The organism is Lentibacillus sp. JNUCC-1, assembly GCF_009741735.1.
Lineage (GTDB): Bacteria > Bacillota > Bacilli > Bacillales > Amphibacillaceae > Lentibacillus_B.
The window spans coordinates 1,041,894-1,060,413 of sequence record NZ_WHOH01000003.1 but is presented as its reverse complement, the minus strand read 5'-3'; the positions used below and the strand labels follow the sequence as shown (position 1 = coordinate 1,060,413).

15 protein-coding genes, 1 other RNA gene and 1 pseudogene are annotated in these 18,520 nt (G+C 42.2%); 2 read left to right on the top strand and 15 right to left on the bottom strand.

The window, feature by feature from the left end; genetic code table 11:
* Positions 1–69: 69 nt before the first annotated feature.
* From mltG to JNUCC1_RS15780, 12 genes are all read right to left on the bottom strand, one after another.
* A complete protein-coding gene (mltG, locus tag JNUCC1_RS15830) occupies positions 70–1,197 on the bottom strand; it encodes an endolytic transglycosylase MltG (RefSeq protein ID WP_156646434.1) in 1,128 nt (375 codons plus the stop codon).
* A 183-nt stretch (positions 1,198–1,380) separates the two neighbouring features.
* Positions 1,381–1,668 carry a DUF1292 domain-containing protein gene (locus JNUCC1_RS15825; protein ID WP_156646432.1) on the bottom strand — a complete coding sequence of 96 codons (288 nt, stop codon included), beginning with the start codon at positions 1,666–1,668 and terminating at the stop codon, positions 1,381–1,383.
* Between the two features lie 21 nt (positions 1,669–1,689).
* Complete coding sequence (ruvX, locus tag JNUCC1_RS15820) at positions 1,690–2,103, bottom strand: Holliday junction resolvase RuvX (RefSeq protein ID WP_156646430.1); 414 nt, start codon at positions 2,101–2,103, stop codon at positions 1,690–1,692.
* A complete protein-coding gene (locus JNUCC1_RS15815; RefSeq protein WP_156646428.1) occupies positions 2,103–2,372 on the bottom strand; it encodes an IreB family regulatory phosphoprotein in 270 nt (89 codons plus the stop codon). Before JNUCC1_RS15815 ends, ruvX begins: the two co-directional genes overlap by 1 nt.
* 95 nt (positions 2,373–2,467) lie before the next feature.
* On the bottom strand, positions 2,468–5,110 hold the full coding sequence (alaS, locus tag JNUCC1_RS15810; protein ID WP_156646425.1) for an alanine--tRNA ligase: 2,643 nt from the start codon (positions 5,108–5,110) through the stop codon (positions 2,468–2,470).
* A gap of 120 nt (positions 5,111–5,230) precedes the next feature.
* Entirely contained in the window at positions 5,231–5,380 is a 150-nt protein-coding gene (locus tag JNUCC1_RS18355; protein WP_197431770.1) for a hypothetical protein, read from the bottom strand.
* Between the two features lie 41 nt (positions 5,381–5,421).
* The gene (locus tag JNUCC1_RS15805) at positions 5,422–6,492 is read right to left on the bottom strand and encodes an AI-2E family transporter (protein WP_156646423.1); all 1,071 of its coding nucleotides are present in this window, start codon (positions 6,490–6,492) and stop codon (positions 5,422–5,424) included.
* 48 nt (positions 6,493–6,540) lie between these two features.
* Positions 6,541–6,726, bottom strand: coding sequence for a hypothetical protein (locus tag JNUCC1_RS15800; protein WP_156646420.1), 186 nt, complete (start codon positions 6,724–6,726; stop codon positions 6,541–6,543).
* A 72-nt stretch (positions 6,727–6,798) separates the two neighbouring features.
* The gene (gene recD2, locus JNUCC1_RS15795) at positions 6,799–9,126 is read right to left on the bottom strand and encodes an SF1B family DNA helicase RecD2 (RefSeq protein WP_156646418.1); all 2,328 of its coding nucleotides are present in this window, start codon (positions 9,124–9,126) and stop codon (positions 6,799–6,801) included.
* Between the two features lie 15 nt (positions 9,127–9,141).
* Positions 9,142–9,813: a tetratricopeptide repeat protein gene (locus tag JNUCC1_RS15790; protein ID WP_156646416.1), complete on the bottom strand. Its 672-nt coding sequence runs from the start codon at positions 9,811–9,813 to the stop codon at positions 9,142–9,144.
* A 17-nt stretch (positions 9,814–9,830) separates the two neighbouring features.
* A complete protein-coding gene (gene mnmA, locus JNUCC1_RS15785) occupies positions 9,831–10,946 on the bottom strand; it encodes a tRNA 2-thiouridine(34) synthase MnmA (protein WP_156646414.1) in 1,116 nt (371 codons plus the stop codon).
* Positions 10,943–12,103 carry a cysteine desulfurase family protein gene (locus tag JNUCC1_RS15780; protein WP_156646412.1) on the bottom strand — a complete coding sequence of 387 codons (1,161 nt, stop codon included), beginning with the start codon at positions 12,101–12,103 and terminating at the stop codon, positions 10,943–10,945. Before JNUCC1_RS15780 ends, mnmA begins: the two co-directional genes overlap by 4 nt.
* A gap of 838 nt (positions 12,104–12,941) precedes the next feature.
* Between JNUCC1_RS15780 and JNUCC1_RS15775 the strand changes: the two genes are divergently transcribed.
* Positions 12,942–14,228, top strand: coding sequence for a replication-associated recombination protein A (locus tag JNUCC1_RS15775; RefSeq protein WP_156646410.1), 1,287 nt, complete (start codon positions 12,942–12,944; stop codon positions 14,226–14,228).
* Between the two features lie 97 nt (positions 14,229–14,325).
* A complete protein-coding gene (locus JNUCC1_RS15770) occupies positions 14,326–15,033 on the top strand; it encodes an RsfA family transcriptional regulator (protein ID WP_331713826.1) in 708 nt (235 codons plus the stop codon).
* Positions 15,034–15,083: 50 nt separating this feature from the next.
* Here the strand turns inward: JNUCC1_RS15770 and ssrS are convergent.
* From ssrS to hisS, 3 genes and pseudogenes are all read right to left on the bottom strand, one after another.
* Positions 15,084–15,272: non-coding RNA, 6S RNA (gene ssrS, locus JNUCC1_RS15765), on the bottom strand.
* Positions 15,273–15,367: 95 nt separating this feature from the next.
* Positions 15,368–17,140 carry an aspartate--tRNA ligase gene (aspS, locus tag JNUCC1_RS15760; protein WP_156646406.1) on the bottom strand — a complete coding sequence of 591 codons (1,773 nt, stop codon included), beginning with the start codon at positions 17,138–17,140 and terminating at the stop codon, positions 15,368–15,370.
* Positions 17,130–18,418, bottom strand: a pseudogene (gene hisS / locus JNUCC1_RS15755) (histidine--tRNA ligase). The gene aspS and the pseudogene hisS overlap by 11 nt, the downstream one beginning before the upstream one ends.
* Positions 18,419–18,520 lie beyond the last annotated feature (102 nt).

Genomic DNA, 18,520 nt, shown 5'->3' with positions numbered 1-18,520 from the left:
AATGGGAAACAGTCTGACCGTTTCCTTTTTTGCCTGTTATGTTTTTTTGCGCACACCTTGGAAAACTGCTTAGTCTATATATTTACTTTTGTTCTTGTTATGCTCCTCAAGCTCTTCAGCATAATGGATGTTCCCTTCTTGATCATGAAGGAAATATTCGTAATCCGATTCTTCGGGTTTAAGGGCAGCCTCAAGCGAACTCTTGGAAAAGTTCGATATGGGCCCGATCGGCAATGTTTCAATCTGGTACGTATTATAAGGAGATTCCTTTTCAAGATCCTTATAATTTACTTTTGCTTTATGTTCCCCAAGCGCATACAGCACAGTAGGGTCTGTTTGAAGAGGCATTCCTTTTTCAAGGCGGTTATGGAATATCCCTGAAATCATTTTCCTTTGTTCTTCGTTCTTTGATTCCTTCTCTACAATTGAAGCTAGTGTCAACGCTTCATGAACCGAAAACTCATTTTTGGTCATATCATCAAAGTATTGTCCAGCCACAGAGCGGGTTTTTTCAAGCATCTTTTGAATGGTGGAATCTACCGTCGGGTTTTCTTCGTAAAAACTGTAAGTTGCAGCAAACAAATAACCCTCTAATGGGGATTTGATTTGTTCATCAAGGACTGTATCAGACAAGATACCAGGGTACTGCTTAATCAACTGTTTCACATATTTATTGTCGTTTGCCTTATCAACAAACGCTTCTTTTGTGAATGGCAGTTTTTCAGAGTAAATTTGAGCAATTTCCTCAACCGTTTTCCCTTCAGGAATTGTTACTTTGTAAATAGGCGGGGCCAGAATGATGCCTTCCTGAAGCGAATCAATAATTTCATCAATCGTCATGGAAGCACTAAACACATAATCGCCAGCCTGGAAATCGGATTTATTCTTGAATTTGGTGTAAAAACGAAACACTCGTGCATCTTTAATAATATTGTGTTCTTCCAGGATTTTAGCAATTGATGAGGTTGACGAGCCGAGCGGAATATTTACATCGATGTTTTCTTCAGTATCCGGGTCGACAGGTTCAAGTGCGGATTTTATATATAAATACCCTGTAAAAGCGCCAATGACGAAAATAAGCGTTAAAGAAATAATAACAATTGAAACGATTTTCCTCACGACGCTCGCCTCTTCGCTTCGGGTTTTCATTTTCTCTTTATAGGCTTTTTTCCAATCATCTTTTTGTTTGCTCATCATATTTCCCCTTTCATCCGCTACATTATACTAAAAAAAGTCAGGACATGCCACATATATTCCCGAAAAGAAATAAGCGCACTTTTCATGACTCCCGACTCTGCGTATGTTGGCGGCTGAAAGAGGACGTTCTACAAGAAAAGAGAATAGTTGATGCATTACGGCATCAACTATTCATTCATTCTTTTATTGTTCGCCTTCCTCTTCCTCAGCTAAGGTATTCAGCATTTCTTCTACAATCTGCCATTCCTCATCTGACTCAATTGGAAATAAGGACAGATCATTTTCCTCATCCTGCTCTTGGTATCTGAAGGCATACACCTCAACTTCATCTTCGTTTACTTGCTCTGCCGGAACAACCGCAATGTAAGACTGTTCTGTCTCATCTACATCAAATGTGAAGAGCACTTCAAATAGATGTTCTTCTCCATTTTCATCGGGTATGATGATCCGTTCTTTTTCTTCAAGTGCCATATCTGAAATCACTCCCAAGTTTTAGTGTTGGTCAAGATATGTTTGCAGTATTAACGCTGCAGCCATTTTATCTATAACCTTCTTGCGTTTCTTTCTGCTGACATCTGCTTCTAGCAAGATGCGTTCAGCAGCCATTGTGGTGAGCCGTTCGTCTAAAAGCACAGCCGAGATCCCATGAGTTTTCTCAAAATATTTGGCATACCGTTCAGACGCCTCCCCTCGAGGACCAACGGAACCATTCATGTTTTTGGGATAACCGATCACTGCCTTTGTAATAGAACGTTCATTTATAATGGCTTTAAGCTCTTGGTCTGCAGAAGGAAGATTGTTTTCATCCCATTTGATGGTTGTCAGTCCTTGTGCAGTGAAACCCAACTCATCACTGACGGCTACTCCGATTGTTTTACTGCCTACATCAAGTCCAAGGATGGCCATCAGTTTTCCTTCTGTTTTTGCTTGAGATAGAAAGTCACCAATTCTTCGATGACCTCATCCCGTTCAATTTTTCGAATTAAGTTTCTTGCATCTTTATATCTCGGAATATAGGCGGGATCACCGGAAAGCAGGTAACCTACAATTTGATTAATCGGATTGTATCCTTTTTCCTTTAAAGCCTCATGAACGGTAAACATAATATGCTCAACATTTTGGTCAAAAGGCTCGTCCGAAAAATTAAACTTCATCGTCTTATCGATGGAACTCATCCAAACACCTCATTCACATGTATTTCCTATATTGTTTCATTTTAACATGTTTCCACAGTTTATTATACGTTTATGTGACAGTTACATACAATTGATTATACCTTTAGATGATTTTCAATATAAGAGCCCGCTGACTCGAGGGCCTCAGCAATTTTTTCGGGTTGCTTTCCGCCTGCCTGGGCCATGTCAGGTCTTCCGCCGCCACCGCCGCCGCATATGGTAGCCGCTTGTTTGATCAAATGACCGGCGTGCAGTCCCTGTTCAATCAAATCTTTTGATACACCAGCTGCCAGTTGAACTTTACCGTCATTTTCCGCGGCCAGCAATATAACACCGCTTGAAAGATTTTGTTTAAGCTCATCCAGCATATTACGCAGCTGGTTCATATTCTTTACGTTGACCTTACGTGCCAACAATTCAACACCAGCGATGGTTTGCGTCTGATCCAAAAGTGACTGAGCTTCCATATGTGACAGTTTACTGCTGAGGGATTCCACTTCATTTTCCAAGTGTTTCAGATCGCTGAATAGGCCTTGGACACGTTCCGGGATTTTTTCTTCCCTTGTTTTTAACAGGTCGGCAGATTCATGCAAGAGTGCCAATTTTTCATTCACCCATTTATAGGCATACTTGCTTGTCACAGCTTCGATACGTCTCGTGCCGGCTCCAATTCCAGTTTCTGTTACCAGCTTGAATATCCCTATTTCAGAGGTGTTCGTGACATGGCAGCCCCCGCATAACTCAATACTGTAATCTCCGACCTCTACAACTCGGACAACGTCACCATATTTTTCACCGAATAATGCCATTGCCCCTTTTTGCTTGGCTTCATCAATTTGCATCGACTCTATCTGAACAGGGATCGCATTCCAGACCTGTTCATTTACACGTTTTTCGATTTGAATCATTTCGTCTTCCGTTACTGCATTAAAATGTGAGAAGTCAAATCTAAGCCTCTCAGGTGTCACAAGTGAACCTGCTTGGTTAACATGTTCACCAAGCACTTCTTTCAGCGCTTTATGAAGCAGGTGTGTTGCAGTATGATTTTTAATGACGTCATTGCGAAATTCATATTCTACGGTTGCCTTAACAGGTTCACCGGTTAATAGCCTGCCCTCTTCCACATATACTTTATGAATATGCTGGCCTTTCGGTGCTTTCTTAACGTCAATGACTCTTCCTGTAGCTTCATTTGAATGAATCCATCCATGGTCTGCAACTTGTCCGCCGCTCTCTGCATAAAAGGGGGTGTTTTTCAGGAAGACATAGACCTCTTCTCCTGCTTCAGCCGCTTCGAAAAAAGTCTCGCCATCAAATAAACCTGTTATGAGAGTTTCTGTTACCAAATGATCGTACCCGCTGAACGTACTTTCAATATCAGTTTCTGATAAGGCTTCATTCTGAATTTGCATAGAGGCAACTTTACCTCTTGCCTGACGAGCACGTTCCCGCTGCTTCTCCATTTCTTTTTCGAATCCAGCGTGGTCGATCGTAAAACCTTCTTCTTGCACGTACTCTTCTGTCAGCTCTTTCGGAAATCCATACGTATCAGACAAGCGGAATACATCTTCACCAGGAAAGACATTGCTTCCTTTTGCTTTTTCCTTAGCAATAATTTTCTCAAGTATATCCAAACCATCCTGCAATGTGGCATGAAAGCGTTCTTCTTCTGTTTGAACAATTCTAGCTATATAATCGTTTTGTTCAACTACTTCAGGATAGAAGTCCCGCATAATGTCGCCGACAACCGGAACAAGCTTATACATAAACGGTTCGTTAATATTAATTTGCTTGGCAAAACGGACAGCGCGACGCAAAAGTCTGCGCAAAACATATCCTCTACCCTCATTTGACGGCAAAGCATGATCTCCAAGTGCAAAAGATACTGTTCTAATATGATCAGCAATTACTTTAAATGCTGTGTCATGTTCAGGCGATTCCCCGTACTTAACCCCTGAAATAGCCTCAGTTTTATGGATAATGGGCATGAACAAATCTGTTTCATAATTGGTGGGAACGTCTTGAATCACACTTACCATGCGCTCAAGCCCAAGGCCTGTATCAATGTTCTTATTTGGAAGTGGGGTATACGTGTCGTCCGGATTATGGTTAAACTGTGAAAAGACAAGGTTCCAGATTTCCAGATATCTGGCATTTTCACCGCCCGGATAAAGTTCGGGATCTCCCGGGTCGTTGCCATATTTCTCTCCCCGGTCATAAAATATTTCAGTATTTGGCCCGCTTGGTCCTTCACCAATATCCCAGAAATTCTCTTCAAGGCGTATAATTCTCTCTTTAGGCAGTTTAATTTCATTCAGCCAAAGATCATACGCTTCATCATCTTCTGGATGGACCGTAACTGACAAACGTTCCGGATCAAAACCGATCCATTTTTCACTTGTTAAAAACTCCCAAGCCCAGGCAATGGCTTCTTTTTTAAAATAATCCCCGATAGAGAAGTTGCCGAGCATCTCAAAAAACGTGTGGTGTCTGGCAGTGTAGCCTACATTCTCAATGTCATTTGTCCGAATGGCTTTTTGTGCGTTAACGATGCGCGGGTTGTCTGGGGCGACGCGGCCATCAAAATACTTTTTGAGTGTTGCAACACCACTGTTGATCCACAATAACGATGCATCATCTTGTGGAACAAGAGACGCACTTGGTTCAACGGCATGTCCTTTTTCTTTAAAAAACTCCAGAAACATATTTCTAACATCGCTTGAATTTAATTGCTTCATAGCAGTTGCCTCCACATATATTTTCATTTTGAAATATAAAAAAACCCGTCACTGCCTATGCAGGGACGAGATATGATCGCGGTACCACCCTAAATTATGGACACATTGAGCATCCATCACTTAAACCAGGATAACGGTCTGGTCACCGGCGGGGTTTACCGCACTCAGGTCTAGCGTTCCATGACTCATCAGCAGGGTTTTTTCAGCCGGGAAACCCTTCTCTGGGGAAGTAAGCACCATGTACTCGGAACCTTCAACGTGTTCATTCATATCCTACTTTAGCGTTATTATAAAAAACAATGCACAAAAAGTCAATCAATCTCTCTTAGCTTGAGTAAAGGAGGAATGACTTCTCTCAATATCGTCACAACAGGAACGAAGACAATCATGCCTAAGATTCCACCGAGCTGTCCTCCTAAAAGCAGTGCAAAGATGATGGCTATTGGATGAAGGCGCACGCTTTTGCCCATCACGTACGGAGAAACAAGGTTACTTTCCACGAGTTGAATCAAAAACAATGCAATTAATACGATTAAGACAACCTTACCAGACATCGTTGCAGCAATAGCAACAACTGGCACTGCACCAATAATTGGTCCGAAATACGGAATGATATTCGTTAGACCCAAGATGATTGCAAGCAACAGCGCAAATTGGAGATCCAAAAGCCGAAAAACAATATATGATGTAAGGCTGACAAACAAACTGACAAAAAACAGCCCACGTATGTAATTCCCAAGGCTCTGATCAATTCCCTTTAAAACGATTCGAGCAGATTCCCTGTATTTGCCAGGAATTTTAGAAATACCGTAAGCCTTAATCATTTGATAGTCTTTTAATAAATAAAAAACGAGCACAGGAATGACTGTTAGAAAAATGATGATGTCAAACACTTTTGTAAATAGATCAAAGACCGCAGTGACTATCCCCTCAATATATGCTTCTAAATTGGATATCACTTGATCGATCTGATCATGAACCGTCTCTGGCAAGAAAGACGTTGATTCATAAAGGTCATAGATAAACACACTATATGAGTCGACCATATCCGGCAGCTGCTCATTCAGTTCACGCAGTTGAGTGACCATCATCGGATAACCTAGATAGATCAGGTATGATACACTGCCAAAAAACAATAAATAAATTAAAAGAATGGCTAGCCATTTAGGTATATGCCAGTCACTCAGTTTCTCAATAATCGGGTAAAGCAAATAAGCGATCAGGCATGACGCCACAAACGGAGAAAGCAACTTTAGCAAAAAGGAGAATACAGCCCCGTAGACCGGTGTGAGTTTAACAAAGAAAAATAACACGACCAAAAAAATGATCATGCCAATTCCCCAATAAATCAAACGTATGAGCGACGTTTTCTGATCACGCATTAGTCAACACCCCAATTGTTTATAATGACATTGGATGCAGCAGCGTGATTATTCAATTAACAATTCTTCCTCGGAAAACAGATCATTGAGTGGACTTAATGAACCGTCTGACTCTACTTGGTGTACAGCAAGCACATTATTAACAACCGTCATTTCAATAAAACAATTCCAGCAATAAAATTGTTTTTCTCCTATTTTTCCTATGTTTTTCTCCTGACAGTTCGGGCATTGCATAGTGTCTAAAACTCCTTTACAACATTGATTCTGACACTATGCTATCCTTGATTGGTTTTATTTATACATGCATTACATGAAATCATACGGACTAATTTCTTCTTCCTCATGGTTATCATCGATATCTTCAGTCGTCTCGTCTTGTTTTTCAGTGTTTAAACGGTTTGTAAGTTGATTGATCAGTGTGGTATAGCGCCTATTTGTATCTGGTGTTGCAATACCTTTTAAGAATGCGGGTTTTTCACCAGTAAGAATTAAGGACTGTTTACTTCGTGTAATAGCAGTATACAAGAGATTCTTACGCAGCATTCGACTGTATCCATGAACTACCGGTAACACAACTATCGGAAATTCGCTTCCTTGCGCTTTATGAATCGAAATGCAATACGCATGCATGATGTTCCCATAATCTTTCTTGCTGTACACAACTTCTTTTCCATCAAATGACAAAACAACTTGTTCTTCGTTTTCTGTATTCTCTTCTTCTCTGAAAATCGCTACAATCTCACCGATGTCACCATTGTATACCCCGTCTTCCGGCTGATTAACAAGCTGGATCATTCGATCCCCGACTCTGTAAGCAACATCATACACACGAATCTCTCGCTTTTGACGTGTTTTCGGGTTAATAAGAGCCTGTAAATGACGGTTGATGGTATGAATACCTGCCTGTGTCCGGTACATCGGTGCAAGAACCTGGATATCTGAGATCTCAATGCCTTTTTCTATAGCTTTCTTAAAAACCCCTGTTAATACATCAATGATCTGTGGCCCGTGACAAGGGATGAAACTAAAATCATAGTCGTTATGCAGATCCGCTTCAGTACATGTATCGTTTTTAATTTGGTGAGCGAGCTTGATAATTTTTGAGCCTTCTTTTTGACGGTAGACTTCATTCAGCTGCACAGATGGGATCAGACCGCTTTTTAAGAGGTCTGACAAAACTTGCCCTGGGCCTACGGAAGGAAGCTGATCTTCATCACCAACGAGCAGGACTTGCATGTTATCCGGAATAGCTTTGAACAATTGATTGGCAAGCCAAATATCCACCATGGAAAATTCGTCCACGATTAAAAACTGTCCATCCAACTGCTCATGGTCATCCTTCTCAAAGCTGTCCTGCCCATCCCAGCCAAGCAATCGATGAATCGTGACTGCTCTTAAGCCAGTTGATTCATTAAGCCTTTTGGCTGCACGTCCAGTTGGTGCTGTTAAAACAAAAGGATAGTCTGCTTTACGGTCGTAATCATCTCTGTCCAAAGAAAGATTATGTATGTTTGCATAGGCATGGAGAATGCCCTTGATAACAGTCGTTTTCCCTGTTCCAGGGCCCCCAGTTAAGATCATAATTTTGGAGTGCAAAGCTTTTTGAATCGCTTCAAATTGATCTTCCCCATAACTGAGAATTTCTTCATCTTCAACTTCTCCAGTGATCTTCAATAATTCCGCCATCGTCGTATCTGTTTCTATTTGTTGTTCCTGCAGCCGTTTTACATTAGCCGCAAAACCATCTTCTGCATAATAAAGTGATGGGAGATAAACATTTCCTTGTTGCACGATCACCGTTTTTTTAGTGTTTAAATCCTTCAGAACATCGATAATCATATCTTCTGTCAATTCGGGTGTGGTTAGCAGTTTTTTGATTTCGCGGACACATATATCCATTGGCAAATAAACATGTCCACTTTGAACATGTTCTTGTAAGACATAGATACATCCCGCTCCAATCCGGTTCGGGTGTGTAGCTGAAAGCCCGTTTTTGCGGGCGATGGCATCAGCAGTCTGGAAACCAAACCCTTCGATATCATAGACATACTGATAAGGGTCGTCCGTCAGAACTTCCATGGCTGTGTCTTTATAATGTTTGTAGATTTTTTGTGCCATTTTCATGCCTATGCCATATGTAGCCAGGCTGACGGCAATATGCTCAAATCCCTGATTTTCCTGTAACGCAGAGAACAGTTTATCCGCTTGATCAGTCTTCATTCCAGGAACGTTGTTCAGTGAATTACGATCATTCATGATGGCAGTAATCGCTTGTTCGCCAAGTGCATCCACGATTTTCTCAGCCGTGCGTTTGCCAATTCCGTGAAATAAATCACTCGACAAGTAAGCTACGAGCCCGGTTTTGGTGTCAGGGATGAACGTTCTGTAGGATGTCACATTATATTGCATCCCAAATTTGGCATGTTGCTCCAATGCCCCATAAAAATAATATAATGTTCCTTCATTCAGTCTTGGCAGATAGCCTTTTGCTACAATCTCCTTATCGGGATACGATTCATTTGTTTCATGGATTTTTAATTTGACGATAGAAAATTGATTGCTGTCATTCATAAAAATTGTATGTAACAACTCACCCTTGATATAGCCCTGATCAGACCTCTCTCCCACATCCATTATGACTACCCCGCTTTATTGTTCATTGTCATGCCTTAAATGCAATTTTGCCTGCTTTAAACCATTGGATGCTAAAGCATGGTCCGGCTGGCTGGTTAGTGCTGCCTGAAAATGGTTATAAGCGGCCTTCACCTGATCATGGTACATGGCGATTACCCCGAGATTATAATGCGCATCGCTGTGTGCTTCGTCAAAAGACAAAACCCGTTCAAAAACTTCTTTTGCTTCTTCAATAAATTGGTTTTGAGCAAGCGCAAGGGCGTATTGAAAGGCAACATCCATGTCATCAGGCAACAGCTCTGATGCTCGCATCAGATAGGGGATTGCCAAACGCGACTGATTTTCTTTGTAGAATGTCATCCCAAGGGAATAATGCACATCCCCTTCTTCTAGTCCACAAGATAAAGCTTGTTGAAATTGCTTTCTTGCTTCTGCATACTGCTCCTGCTCAAACAAAATAGTGCCAAAACCATAATAAGCCGCACCAGCCTGAGGATCAAGTCTGATCGCTTCTTCAAAAAATTGACCAGCCCGTTGATACTCTTTGATATGTGTCAACAGATTCCCGAAGTTAATATAACCGACGGGATCATCCGGATGTTCCTGGATGATCTCGCCAAAGACTTGTGCTGCTTTTTCATAATCTTTTACTTGCATATATTGAATAGCTGTTTCCGTTTTATTCATATCTTTCACCTTTCAGATTACCCGACATAATCCAATTTTTGTTCCTGCCTAATTACATCGTTAATCGTTCCCCCGCCGAGGCAAATATCTCCGTCATAAAAAACGACCGCCTGGCCTGGTGTTATTGCACGCTGGGTTTTATGAAACTCAACCCGGGCTTCGTTCGCATTCTTCATGGTCACTGTCACGTGACTGTCTTTTTGTCTATAGCGGAATTTCGCAGTGCATTCAAATTGTTCTCCAGGCAGCAGATCCGGGTTAATCCAGTTGACATCAGTCGCGATCAAAGCATCAGACTGAAGTCTGTCATTGTCAAAACCTTGTTCCACATATAAAATGTTCGCCTCAAGATTTTTTCCCACTACAAACCACGGTTCACCGGCTCCTCCAATTCCCAGCCCTTGTCTTTGTCCAATCGTATAGTACATGAGCCCATCATGACGACCCATCACGTCTCCTTGCAATGTCTGCATGTCTCCAGGTTGAGCAGGGAGATAGTCACTTAAAAACGATTTGAAATCGCGCTCACCAATAAAGCAAATACCGGTGCTGTCTTTTTTATGAGCGGTAGCAAGATCGTTTTTAGCCGCGATCTCTCTGACTTCTTTTTTATCAAGGTGCCCAAGCGGGAACATTACTTTCTTCAACACAGAAGCATCAAGCTGGTTTAGAAAATAGGTCTGATCTTTGTTGTTATCCACACCTCTCAACAGCCGAACATGCCCATCTTTTTCTTCAACACGAGCATAGTGGCCTGTTGCAACATAATCTGCCCCCAATGTCAGCGCATGGTTCAGGAAGGCTTTGAACTTAATTTCTTTGTTGCACATCACATCAGGGTTTGGTGTACGTCCTGCTTTATATTCATCTAGAAAATAGGTGAACACCTTGTCCCAGTATTCTTTCTCGAAATTCACAGCATAGTACGGAATACCAATCTGATTGCACACCCGGGCTACGTCATTATAATCATCTGTAGCAGTGCATACGCCTGATTCATCGGTGTCATCCCAGTTCTTCATAAAAATACCGACAACGTCGTATCCTTGCTCTTTTAATAAAAGGGCTGTGACTGAAGAATCAACACCCCCACTCATACCTACAACAACACGTGTGTTTTGGTGATTAGTCATGATCCTGCACCTCCTTTTTTCATTAAACGATGCATGACTTTGGCTGTTCGTCTGGCGGCGTCAGCGACATTTTTTTCGTGATTGGCAAAGCCAAAACTGAAACGAATCGAATTTGTAGTACGGCTATCGTCTGAGCCATACATGGCAGAGAGTACATGTGAAGGCTCAACGGATCCTGCCGTACATGCGCTTCCGCTTGAAGCTGCAACACCTTCAAGATCGAGATTAATAAGCACCGACTCCACTTGAGTACCTGGAAAACTGATATTCAATATCGTCGGAACTGTTGTTTTTACGCTTCCGTTCAGCCTAAAAGGAATGTTCTCCTCTTCCAGCACTTCCAAGAATAGCGTTTTATACCCTTCGTAAAGATCCGAGCGTGCACGTTTTGTATTTCCCATAATCTCAACAGCTGTTTTAAACCCAGCAACACCGCCCATGTTTTCTGTACCACCGCGATGTTTACGCTCCTGTTCTCCGCCATGCTGAAGTGTTTCCAAGAGGACATCTTCACCGGCATATAAAAATCCGATGCCTTTAGGGCCGTTAATTTTATGTGCCGATACACTCAATAGATCGATGCCATCCTTTTTCACATCAATATCGATCAAACCAAAAGCCTGTACAGCATCTGTATGAAAGAAAGCTTGATGATCTACCAACATTGAGGCTATTTCCTTAACTGGTTGGATAACCCCTGTTTCATTGTTGACATACATCACAGAGACAAGAATTGTATCAGCTCTGAGGGCTTTGTCAACTTCATCAAGATGAACGAGACCTTGCTCATCAACCGGAAGATATGTCACTTCGAATCCGTTTTTCTCGAGATATTCAGCTGTATGAAGTGTTGCATGATGTTCAATGGCAGTTGTTATAATATGACGGCCTTTATGCTCGTTAGCCAATGCCGTGCCAATTAAAGCAAGATTATCAGCTTCTGTACCTCCACTTGTAAAAATAATTTCTTTATCCTGCGCGTTGATGGTCTGAGCCATAGTATGCCTTGCCTCGTCCAGATGAAATCGGGCTTGTCGTCCGAATGAATGAATGCTCGACGGATTGCCAAACACATCCGCTTGCACAGTATTCATCACACTCAGAACTTGGGGATCAATTGGCGTTGTAGCGGCATGATCCAAATATATAGAATTCATAATGAATGTTCCTTTCTGTTAAACATAACTTCATATATAATAGCATGAATAAGCTTCTTCTTGCATTTTATCATAAACACCAATACGATTTAATTATACAGTTTATCATTCCAAACCAAGACTCTATTCTAAAAGATAGTTGCTTCTGCCGTTAATACCCTTAGCACATAGTAGACACAAACTGCGAACTAGAAAAAACTTTATGACTGCTTCTGGCAACCGCTCGGGGAAAACACTCCGCGTCCAGTGGGCGCTGATGAGCCTCCTCGCGCTGCGCGCTCCGGGGTCTCATCTAGGCTTTTGCTCCCACAGGAGTCTCCGTGTTTTCCCCGAGCTGGGTGAGTGTTATTCATCTTCTTGCTTTATTGGGTTGAACGATGAAGCGCATATCGGGGCTGAAAATCACTCATGAGCGGAGAAATGCTCATAAGTAAACCGAGATTACCTCTGAATTGGAAATAATACGTATAAATGGACTTAGTACTAACTGTTTAAGAGTGTTCACGTTCTTACTTGTTTTCTTAAACAGGACCGTCCAAGCATTCAATTAACATAAAGTGATTGGAGCGGAGGGAAGTCGACTCCTGCGGAAACAGCACGAGTCCGAAGACCCCACAGTGAGCGGTCTTTGCGAGCGAGGAGACTGAGGCCGTGCCCGCGGAAAGCGACTTCCCGCAGCGCAAATCACGGTGCTCGTTTAAACATATAGAGTGCTTAATGGCGGTCAAAAAACCGCCTATTTAGTTCGCAGTTTACTTATGTTGTGCATTAATTTATAGTGACATTTTATATGAAAACGACCTTAAGGACTTATTTTTAAATAGAAGGAACGATGTATATGACTTATCAACCTTTACCTTATCGCATGCGCCCTCAGCACATTGATGAAATCATTGGCCAGGAGCATCTTGTTGGACCTGGTAAGATTCTTAGCCGTATGGTTCAGGCAGAACAGCTCTCATCCATGATCCTTTATGGCCCACCCGGCACAGGCAAAACTTCAATGGCAGTCGCATTCGGTAAAAGCCTTGGCTTGCCGGTGAAAATGCTGAATGCTGTTGTGGACAAAAAGAAAGACATGGAGATTGTGGCAGAAGAAGCAAAAATGACTGGAAATGTCATTCTTGTCCTTGATGAAGTTCATCGTCTTGATAAAGCGAAACAAGACTTTCTGCTCCCCCACCTCGAACGCAATTTAATTACATTAATCGGCTGCACAACAAGTAACCCATTCCATTCCATTAATCCAGCGATTCGAAGCAGATGTCATTTATTTGAACTGCATCCACTTGAATCGCAAGACATAAAAGTCGCCATTGACCGAGCAGTACACGATGATGTCAATGGGTTGGGAGCAAAATCCGTACAGCTTGATTCAGATGCCCTTGACTTGTTTGCCGAACGTTCAAACGGTGATATGCGAACTGCTTTAAACGGACTTGATCTAGCCGTGGCCTCGACACCAGAAAGTGATGATGGCACCATTCATATAACTTTAGATATTGCCGAAGAGTGTATGCAGAAAAAAAGTTTTTCCCATGATAAAGACGGTGATGCGCATTACGATGTGCTTTCAGCATTTCAAAAATCAATCAGAGGAAGCGATCCTGACGCAGCTTTGCACTATCTTGGCAGATTGATTGAAGCCGGGGATCTTGACAGTATTGCAAGGCGTATGATTGTAACAGCTTATGAAGATATTGGACTCGCCAATCCTCAGGCAGGTCCTCGCGCTGTCGCAGCGGTGGAGGCAGCTGAACGGATCGGATTTCCCGAGGCGCGGATTCCTCTTGCTGTTGCGATTGTTGAACTTGCGCTATCTCCGAAATCCAATTCTGCCTATAAAGCCCTAGATATGGCACTTTCAGATATACGTCGCGGCAAAGCAGGTATCATCCCTGCTCATCTGAAAGATTCTCATTATAAGGGAGCTAAATCATTAGGACGCGGCATTGACTACCAATACCCGCACAATGCCAAACAGGCTTGGGTCAATCAACAATATTTACCTGACTCTATCAAGGATAAAAACTATTATCAACCAAAGACGACGGGTAAATTTGAGCAAAGCCTGAAGTCTGTCTATGACAATATACAATCTCAAAAACGGAAACAAAGATCTTAAACGTATAAAACCTTTTTCTATCGGCCAAACTGTATATAAACATGCCATTTTAAACAAATAGCGAATCAGTTTTTGATAGAAAAAGGAGATGACACATGTGGCAAAAGTGAGACAAGATGCATGGTCCCATGAAGACGATCTGCTGCTTGCAGAAACGGTATTAAGACATATAAGAGAAGGCAGCACACAGCTAAAGGCATTTGAAGAGGTTGGCGATCATCTGAATCGGACATCAGCCGCTTGCGGTTTTCGCTGGAACGCTGAAGTCAGAAATAAATATATTAGTGCTATCGATCTTGCAAAAAGACAACGTAAAGAAAAGAAAAGAAGACTCGCGAAAGAACAAGCAGACAGAACAACTGCTCAGCCACAGCCTGTTGCTTTAACCTCAACGCGTCATCAGGATCAGGAAGAACAAAATGATTCCCATAACATTGACACGTCCAACGAAGCAACAGCTTGGCAGATACCCGAGTCCGAACCACTTACAATAGATTCAGTAATAGAATTTTTAACGCATTTAAAAAACGACTACAATGCTGCCAATCAATCGAAAGCTTCTATTTCGAGATTGCAAGATGAAAATGAACATTTACAGCAACAAGTCGATCACTTAACACAACAGCTTAAACAAACGGAAAACGAACTAACAACAGTTAAAGATGATTACCAAGTGTTTATGCAAATTATGGATCGTGCCAGGAAAATGACGGTTTTTGAAGACCAAGGCACTATGAAAACACCTGCATTTAGAATGGACAAAAACGGCAATCTCGAACAAATTGCACAAAGCTCCAGCCAATAACAAAATTGAGCACGCCCCACGATAAGGGTGTGCTCAATTTTGTTATGTAACTCAATCCCAATAGTGCCGTCAATGAGATGGTTTTGAACCCGCTCCAGGCAGGTGGGTGCTCTGTTCTGCATTTATTATGCTTCCTCTGTAGTTGCGAGGCCTGCACGCAATGCAGAAACACCATCGAGCTCCCTTTTCTATAAATGTTCGGTCAAAACTGCTTTAATTGACGTACACATCAGGATTGAGATTTGATTGTAAATTCATAATACCACACATCGGAATCCCTTTCAATACCCGGGAATGTAAAAAATGCATGACAAATATTACATTTTGTGTACATTTAAGCTTTTGAATCATCATCCACTTTCAATGTCAATTCTTTCAGCTGAGCTTCTGCTACTTCACTCGGCGCGTCCGTAAGCAAGTCAGAAGCAGACGCCGTCTTCGGAAACAAAATGGTATCCCGTAAATTGGTGCGACCTGAAAGCAACATGACAATCCGATCCAGACCAAGCGCAATTCCGCCATGTGGTGGTGCGCCATATTCAAGAGCATTTAATAAGAATCCAAATTGGTCTTCTGCTTCTTCCTTCGTAAAGCCAAGCACTTTGAACATGGTTTCCTGGTGGTCTCGCTTGTATATACGCAAAGACCCTCCGCCCAGTTCGAAACCATTCAAAACAAGATCATATGCGTTAGCTCTAACTGATGCTGGATCTGTTTCAAGCTTATCCATATCTTCTTCAAATGGCATTGTAAATGGATGGTGGGCAGCCGTATAACGGTCAGATTCATCATCATACTCCAAGAGGGGCCAATCCGTTACCCAGAGAAAATCAAAGCGATCCTGATCAATCAGATCAAGTTCCTTGCCAAGTTTTAACCGCAGCGCTCCAAGTGTTTGATAAACGACCGAAGATTTATCAGCACAGAATAGCAGCAAATCCCCATCTTCTGCTTCAGCTTGGCTAACAATCTGATCGATTTCTCCTCCATCCAGAAACTTGGCAATCGGACCCTTGATGGCTCCACCTTCAACTTTCAACCAAGCAAGTCCTTTTGCGCCATACACTTTGGCAAACGACTCAAGTTTGTCGATGTCTTTTCTTGAGTAGTTCTCTGCTTCTCCTTTTACATTTAATAGCGACACTTGACCACCAGAAGCAACTGCGCTTTGAAATACTTTAAAAGAAGAATCTGCTACAGTTGAAGATACATTAATGAGTTCCATCCCGAAACGTGTATCTGGTTTATCACTGCCAAATCGTTGCATTGCTTCATCATACGTGAGCCTTTTTAACGGCAGCTGTAGATCGTGGTCCTTAACAGTTTGCATGACATGCTGCATCATTGCCTCAGTCATATTCATAATTTCTTCGCTCGTCATAAATGAAGTCTCGATGTCCACCTGTGTAAATTCAGGCTGCCTGTCTGCCCGCAGATCCTCATCACGGAAACATCTCGCAATTTGATAATACCTCTCAAATCCACCCATCATTAAAAGTTGTTTAAACAGTTGCGGTGATTGTGGCAGGGCATAAAACTCTCCAGAATGAACACGGCTTGGCACAAGGTAATCCCGGGCGCCTTCCGGAGTACTTTTTGTTAAAATTGGTGTCTCCATTTCCAAATAGCCCTCACCATTTAGATATTCTCTAAAAGCCTGTGTGATCTGATGACGCATTTTAAAAGTGTTCTGCAACTGCTGTCTGCGTAAATCAATATACCTGTATTTCAAACGCAGGTCTTCGGAAACTTCATCCTTATCTTGGATAAGAAAAGGCGGTGTTTTAGCAGAATTGATTATTACAACGTCAGAAGCGATGACTTCCAGAGCTCCAGTTGCCATAGCCGGATTCACTGTTTCCGAGCTGCGTTTAACAACTTTCCCTTTAACTTGAACAACATATTCACTCCGTATCGTTTCAGCTGTTTTCAAGGCTTTTTCGGAATTTGCTGGATTGAACACGACCTGAACCAAACCTGAACGATCACGAAGATCAATAAAAATCAGCCCTCCGAGATCACGACGCTTATGCACCCATCCTTTCAGTAATACGGTTTGCTCCAGTTGTTGATCTGTTATTAAGCCTGCTTCTGTTCTACGCTCCATTATGTCTCACTCCTACAATCTTCTTGAGATGTTTGATTACATTCTCCAAAGCCACATCTGACTGTTCACCTGTTATCATATCCTTAACAGGTACCATTTCCTTTTCAATTTCTTCTTCACCAAGAATCACAACATATTTGGCATTTAATCGATTAGCAGCTTTAAATTGACCCTTCATTTTGCGACCAAGATAGTCTTTATCGGTTTGTACACCAGCTTTTCTCAGGTCATGGACAAGTTTTACACCTGCCTGATCCGCTTTCTCACCTACAGAAACCACCAGGCACTCCAGATGTTCTGTCCGATCGACTGATTTATTTTCAGCGTCAAGTGCCATGATCAGTCGTTCAAGCCCCATCGCAAACCCCATTCCAGGTGTTGCGGGCCCTCCGAGATCTTCAACGAGCCCGTTGTATCGGCCACCGCCTGATAAGGTTGTAATCGCTCCGAAACCCTCTGCCTCGCTCATTATTTCAAATGCTGTGTGATTATAATAATCAAGCCCCCTGACCAGGTTTTGATCAACCACGTAAGGAATCTCCATTAAATCCAAATGAGCTTTAACCTGTTCAAAATAAGTTTTTGAAGTCTCATTTAAATAATCGAGGATGGAAGGTGCCGTCTGCATTGCCGGGTGGTCTCTGTCTGTTTTACAATCCAATATGCGCATGGGGTTATCCTCAAGCCGGACCTGGCAATCTTTGCATAGTTCATGCACATGAGGCTTAAAGTGCTCCACTAGTGCTTCTCGATAATCTTGTCTGCTTTCTGTATCACCCAGAGAATTGATAACGAGCTTAAGAGACGTTAATCCAAGTTCCTGATAACAGGACATGGCGAGATCAATCACTTCTGCATCCACAGCAGGATCAGCGCTTCCCAAGACTTCCACGCCAAATTGATTCAGCTGGCGCATTCGGCCTTGTTGAGGACGTTCATACCTGAACATTTGCCCGAAATAAAACAATTTGGCAGGTTGAATCGGCGCACCGTAAATTTTATTTTGGACATATGCCCTTACAACAGGTGCTGTACCTTCAGGGCGGAGCGTCAAACTCCTCCCCCCCTGTCTTCAAATGTGTACATTTCCTTTTGTACAATATCAGTTGAGTCACCGACACCTCTCTGAAAAAGTTCAGTATGCTCGAACAAAGGCGTTCTGATTTCTTTGTAGTTAAACTTGTCACAGATCTTTTTGATTTTCTCTTCAATGTGTTGCCACTTAGCAGTATCTTCAGGTAATAAATCAATGGTGCCCCTAGGCGCTTTGATCATCATTTAAGGCCCTCCTCATGTTTGTCAATATGTATGGCTCTTGTAATACAATGGTTCCAGAATTAAAGGTGCTTTAGACGCATAAAAAACTCCCAATCCCATTCA